The sequence below is a fragment of the Bizionia sp. genome (assembly GCF_048259285.1).
Classification (GTDB): Bacteria; Bacteroidota; Bacteroidia; order Flavobacteriales; family Flavobacteriaceae; genus Algorimicrobium; species Algorimicrobium hallyeonense.
Map to the genome: position 1 here is coordinate 1 of NZ_JBLXHU010000081.1, position 5,936 is coordinate 5,936.

The 5,936-nt window shown below is 34.2% G+C and carries 4 protein-coding genes; all 4 read right to left on the reverse strand.

Going from position 1 to position 5,936, the window contains the following annotated elements:
* Positions 1 to 124: RNA methyltransferase substrate-binding domain-containing protein (locus ACN0QX_RS15155; RefSeq protein WP_417198162.1), on the reverse strand; the 124-nt coding region annotated here is incomplete at its 3' end.
* Between the two features lie 85 nt (positions 125 to 209).
* The gene (locus ACN0QX_RS15160; RefSeq protein ID WP_417198159.1) at positions 210 to 944 is read right to left on the reverse strand and encodes a hypothetical protein; all 735 of its coding nucleotides are present in this window, start codon (positions 942 to 944) and stop codon (positions 210 to 212) included.
* Between the two features lie 78 nt (positions 945 to 1,022).
* The gene (locus tag ACN0QX_RS15165; protein ID WP_417198160.1) at positions 1,023 to 2,531 is read right to left on the reverse strand and encodes a RagB/SusD family nutrient uptake outer membrane protein; all 1,509 of its coding nucleotides are present in this window, start codon (positions 2,529 to 2,531) and stop codon (positions 1,023 to 1,025) included.
* 12 nt (positions 2,532 to 2,543) lie between these two features.
* Complete coding sequence (locus ACN0QX_RS15170; RefSeq protein WP_417198161.1) at positions 2,544 to 5,834, reverse strand: SusC/RagA family TonB-linked outer membrane protein; 3,291 nt, start codon at positions 5,832 to 5,834, stop codon at positions 2,544 to 2,546.
* Positions 5,835 to 5,936 lie beyond the last annotated feature (102 nt).

Below are 5,936 nucleotides of genomic sequence, written 5' to 3' on the forward strand. Positions count from 1 at the left end.
TATCTAATTGAAAAAATAAGTCTCCTCTCAAGCCTTTTTGAAGATATACTTTATTGATAGAAGCTCCACTTTCTATAGCTTCAATAATGGCTCTAATACCAAAAATGTTTGTGTTTTGTTCCATGCTGCAAATGTAGTTGATTTTATGGTATAAAAAAACCACCTCGAAAAGAGGTGGTTTTAGTTTTATTTAAAAGCTAATTGATAAATTAGTTAGTGTCAAAGGTAGTAGATTCACTAGAACCAAAATCCCCTCCACCAGAGGCTTTAACTACACCTCCAACAGTGAGAGTATAAGTACCATTTGCAGGGTAGCTTAACCCGTCACCATAGTCATCGTTAATTACAAAAGTAAAAGATCTCCCAGCACATAATGTTACAGGTATAGATGCAGAAGCTTGCCCTTCACTGTATGTTCCTAAGGCAGCAGAAGCTACAACACCTCCTAAAGAATCTAAAATTTCCCAACTAGTTTCATTACCGTACCCATCAAAAACAATGTCTAACGTTCCTGTTATTTCTGTACAATTCTGTATATAGTTAATTGTTGTTGATCCACCGTTTGAAAGTTCAGGTTCAGTACCAAAGTTTAAAACTAATTTATTAACTCCAATACCAAGATTTACATCAGATAACTGAACAGATAATGTACCTTCATTTTGATTTGCTGGAATTGTTACTGAGCTAGGTACAGTATAAGAACCTGCATCAGCATTGGTAGCGTCTGTATCTACAGAAACAGTAAAAGTTCTATCTGAACTTGTAAGATTAGCTGTATAGATTGTAACATCATAAGTAGTAGTAGAACCAACATCAACAGCTGTAGAATAAGAAGGTTTACTAAATGTAATGTAATTTGTATTTAAAGGTTCAACTTCGTCTTCACAACTAGTTAAAGAAAAACTAGCAACTATAGCTAGAAATAGTAATTTTACGTTTTTCATAATTATTGAGTTTTATAGTTATTGGTTAAAAAAAAAACCACTAACCTTGTTAGGATTAGTGGCTTTTAAAAAAGTTGCTTATTGGTTTTGGTTTGAGATAAATGGATTGTTTTGAATCTCATCTAAAGGAATCTCAAATTGCATTCTCTCATCATTGTATGGTATAGCTTCACCTACAAAAGAAAGATGGTTAGCTCCTCTTGAAGTTGTAGCTTTGAAACGCTTCATTGCTAAGAAGCTCTTACCTTCACCCCATAATTCTATACGAGTTTGTAAGTAAATTTCATCTAATAAAGCTTGACCGCTTAAAGCATCAATATAAGAAGCATCAGGAAGCCTTCTTTCTACTAAAGCTTTTAGAGAAGTTCTTGCAGCTCCTTCTGCACCACTTTTTGCGTTAGCTTCAGCATTTAATAAATAAGCTTCTTCTATACGCATGTATACATAGTCAGCAGTTACAGTTCTTGATGTACCACCAATTTCACTTGAAGCAAAAAACTTAAATAAAGGTTGTAAATATCTTCCACTAGTTGAAACACTATAGAATTGACCTTTTCTTGTATCATCATTAGGAATAGCAGCATATAAATCTGAATCGATGGCTTTATAATCTCCAGCCCATGCATAACTATATGAGAAAGCATCAATTTGCCCCCACCAAGATACTAAATCTAGTTCGTTTGTCTCTGTAAGATCTACACCCCACATCCAACTTGGAGAGCTGTAGTCATTAAAACCGTTGGTAACTTCACCTGAAGCTAACATTGTATAGTTTCCAGAGTCAATAACTTGTTGAGTTAAAGTAGCTACTTCTGCATCTCTACCTCCTTTAGCACCAAGAACATAAGCTAACACCATTCTAGCAACATCTTGGTTAACTTGAACTTTATCACTTCTATTAAATCCGTTTAGTAAAGTGATAGCATCTGTTAAATCTTTCTCCATTAAATCATATACTTCAGAAGCAGTAGATTTAGGAAGGTTAGATCCAATAGGCTCAATGTATAAAGGTAAAATCTCTTCAGTTGCGTTATATTCTTTTTGGAAATATTGAGTCAAGTAGAAATAAGAGTGTGCTCTCATTACTAAAGCTTGCCCCATTGCATGCTTATTAAAATCTGTCTCAGGAGTAAAATCGTTACCTCCTAAAGTTTGAATTACGTTGTTAGCAGATCTAATAAGTCTGTAGTAATATCTCCACACCATTCTGTTTCTACCCCTGGTGAAATCTAAAGGAGCTTGAAATTCAGTAATCTCAGATCTATACCAACCATAAGTACTTACACTCAAAGCCATGTCACCACAAAGCATATCACCGTAAATATCATAACCCTTTTGACCAAAGTCATCATGACTTAAGTTAGTACCACCAGTACCAGTTTGGAACATTTGGGCATATATACCTGTAATAAATGCTGCAGGTATTTCTTCGTTTGTTAAAGCTCCTTGCTCTAATTGAGCATTAGTGAACTCATCAGTAGGCTGTGAATCACCTGAAACTCCATTGTTTTGTAATAATTCATCGCTACAACTAAAAGATATGCTTAAAGCTGCTGCTAATAAAGTTATATTTAATATTTTTTTCATTTTGTAAATTTTTTAAAATTTAACTCTTACACCCAAAGTAATAGTTGTTGCTGGAGCATAAATTCGTCTAGCAGAACTACCATTTTCTCTTACACTTGGATTAAATCCTTTTCTTGCACTATTTAAGTACAAGTTGTCTCCAGAAACCCAGATATTGATGTTGTCTATTCCAGATTCTCCCATAAATTTACTAGGAACTGTATAACCAACTCTAGCATTGTTTAAAGCAATATAATCTGTACTAGTAATAAATCTAGAAGATTGAGATGTACTGTTTGTAATAAAGTTATCTGTTAAAGCAGGAACGTCAGTAACATCTCCTGGTTGTTGCCATCTGTTAAATATATTTCTATGGAAATTATTACCAGCAGCACCAAAACGATCACTCATTAATTCAGCATATTGACCATCATAAGCATATCCACCTAAGCTATAAGTAAACTGAGTAGAGAAGTCAAAACTTTTAACTTTACCTGATAATCTAAAAGAACCTCTTAAGTCTGGAATAAAAGATTTGTTTAAGTATACTTGAGTTGCATCAGCATATGTCTTAGTAACTTGTCTTTTAATGTTAGTATTTGAAGATAATTTCTCATACTCATATAATGAACTTGTAGAAGAAGTATCTCCATTTTCAAGAGTTGAAAAATCTCCTTCACCAGCATCTAAGACACCGTTATCATTTTTATCGTCATAGTATTGGTACCACATTGGAGCACCATCAGCAGGATCTACACCAGCCCATTCTCTCATATAGAAATCAAACATAGATCTTCCAGGAGCATATGCATAAGCACCATCTAAACTAGAGTTTTCATCAATGATTTTTTGCTTACCTGTTGTAGGATCTAATGGTAATGCAACAAACTCATTATTTAAAATTTCTCCATTAACAGATAAATCTAATTTAAAATCTTGTTTGTTAATAATGTGACCTGTAACATCAAACTCTAAACCTTCGTTTAATAATTCACCATCATTTACTAAGATTGAAGAAAATCCAGCAGAAGGACCAACTCTTTGGTTAAAGAAAAGGTTATCTGTATTTTTTCTATAGTAATCAAAATTAGCATCTAAATAGTTACCTAAAGAAGCTTCAATACCTCCTTGTAACATTCTTGAAGTTTCCCAAGTTAAATCATCTTTACCAGGTGTAGTTTCGAATAAAGCTAATCTACCACCTGCAACGTCTGAACCAAATACATTAAATGCATCAGTTGCATCAGCACCATCTTGATCACCAGTAACACCCCAAGAAATTTTAGCTTTTAAGTAAGAGAAAACACTGTTAGACATAAAGTCTTCTTCACTAATTACCCAAGAAGCACCTACAGAACCAAATACACCCCATTTATCCTTGATGAAACGAGAAGAACCATCAGTTCTTAATGAACCGGTTAAGTAATATTTATTTAAGTAGTTATAGTTTACCTGACCAAAGTACGATTCTATAGCAGAACCATTTCTATAACCGTAAGCAGGACTAGCAGAGATTAAGTAGTTATCTAAGTTTAATAAACCAGGTACAATAACCTCTTGCTTGTTTTGACCAGATTCTTCGAATCTATATTCAAAAGTTTCATGTGCAACTAAAGCATCGAAATTATGATCTCCAAAAGATTTCTTATAACGTAATAACTGCGTAAATGTTTGAGACCATCTGATACGATCTCTCAAGAATAAGTTTCCATTATTATTTGCTCCAGTACCATATACATGGTTATCAGCAGAAGCAAATCTATCGAATGAGTATTGTCCACCGTATCTAGTTTCAAAAGTAAACTCATCTGATAATTTAAATTTAGCACTAACATTACCATTCAAGGCATGAGTTTCAGCTCTGTTAATATCTAAAACAGCAGAACCGATAGGGTTTAATAGGTTCGCATTAGGTCTCGCTCTTGTAAAACCATTAGCAGTACCAGTTGGCGTACCGTAATCATACTGAGCACCTCCATAAACAGGATCAGGGATTAAGTCACCAGTATTAGGGTATCTAGCAAAAACTGGATAAATTGGAGCCATTTTATCAGCGAATTCAAATAAATTCTCTGAACCTACAGTTTGTCCGTTATTATTAGTTTCTGAATAAGCATATCCCATATTAACACCTACTTCTAACCAATCTTTGATATCAGAAGTTAAGTTTAATCTAGAAGTAATTCTGTTATAATCAGAGTTTATAGAGTATCCAGCGTCGTCTAAATATCCCATAGAGAAGAAGTACTTAGATTTTTCTGAACCACCACCTAATCTTAAGTTAGCTTCAGTTCTGATTCCAGTACCAAAGGCCTCATCAGCAAATTTTTCAGGAGTGAATAATCTGTTAACTCCTTGTCTTACAGTTCTTGTGTTTGGGTCAATTAAGTCAGCCGCAGTTGCCGCATCCCACATGTTGTAACCTGAACCAATACCATTATCAGATAATAATAATCCATTAGCATAGGCTACTGGGTCAGCTTGTCCTGAACCAACACCTCTGTTGTATAATCCTTCCCATACTAAACCAATATATTTTTCTGGGCTTTGGATAACATCATATCTCGCTATAGACTGAAAGTTAACCCCTGTTTTTACATCAGCTTCAATGTAAGATGATTCAGCAGAAGAAGTTCCAGATTTAGTAGTGATTAAGATAACTCCATTAGCTCCTCTCGACCCATAAATAGCCGTTGCCGTTGCATCTTTTAAAACAGTAGTACTTTTAATATCTGCAGGGTTGATTGAGTTTAAGTTAAATTGACTACCTAATGCAACACCATCAATAACGTATAAAGGGCTTCTGTTTCCTAAAGGAGAACCGTATCCACGAATACGAACTGTACCAACAGTACCTGGTTGACCAGATGTGTTAATTACAGTTACACCAGCAACCTCACCAGCTAAGGCTTGAGATACATTTGAAAATGATTTAGCCTCAAGGTTTTCTGTGCTAATAACAGCAGCCGTACCTGCATAAGCTTTCTTTGTTGTAGTACCATAACCAACAACAACAACTTCTTCTAATAAATTGTCTGTTTCTAATACAATGTTAATTTGGTTTGAAGCACCAACAGTTCTCTCAGTAGTCTTCATACCTACAAAACTAAAAACAAGAATATCTCCTGTCTTTGCTTGAATAGAATAATTTCCATCAAAATCTGTTTCAGTACCTTGTGTAGTACCTTTTTTTAAAATCGTAACCCCCGGTAATGGACCAGATTCATCTGAAACAGTACCTGAAATCGTTCTCTCTTGTGCAAAGGATATTTGCACAATTAACGCCAAAAGCAGCGTTAAAATTCCATTAAACTTTGTTCTCATTATGTAATTATTTGAATTAATTAAGCGCTAAAATCATAAATATATCTTAAATAAACAATTTTTTAACACAAAAGAAGTTTATTTTTAGACCAGACATAGGTG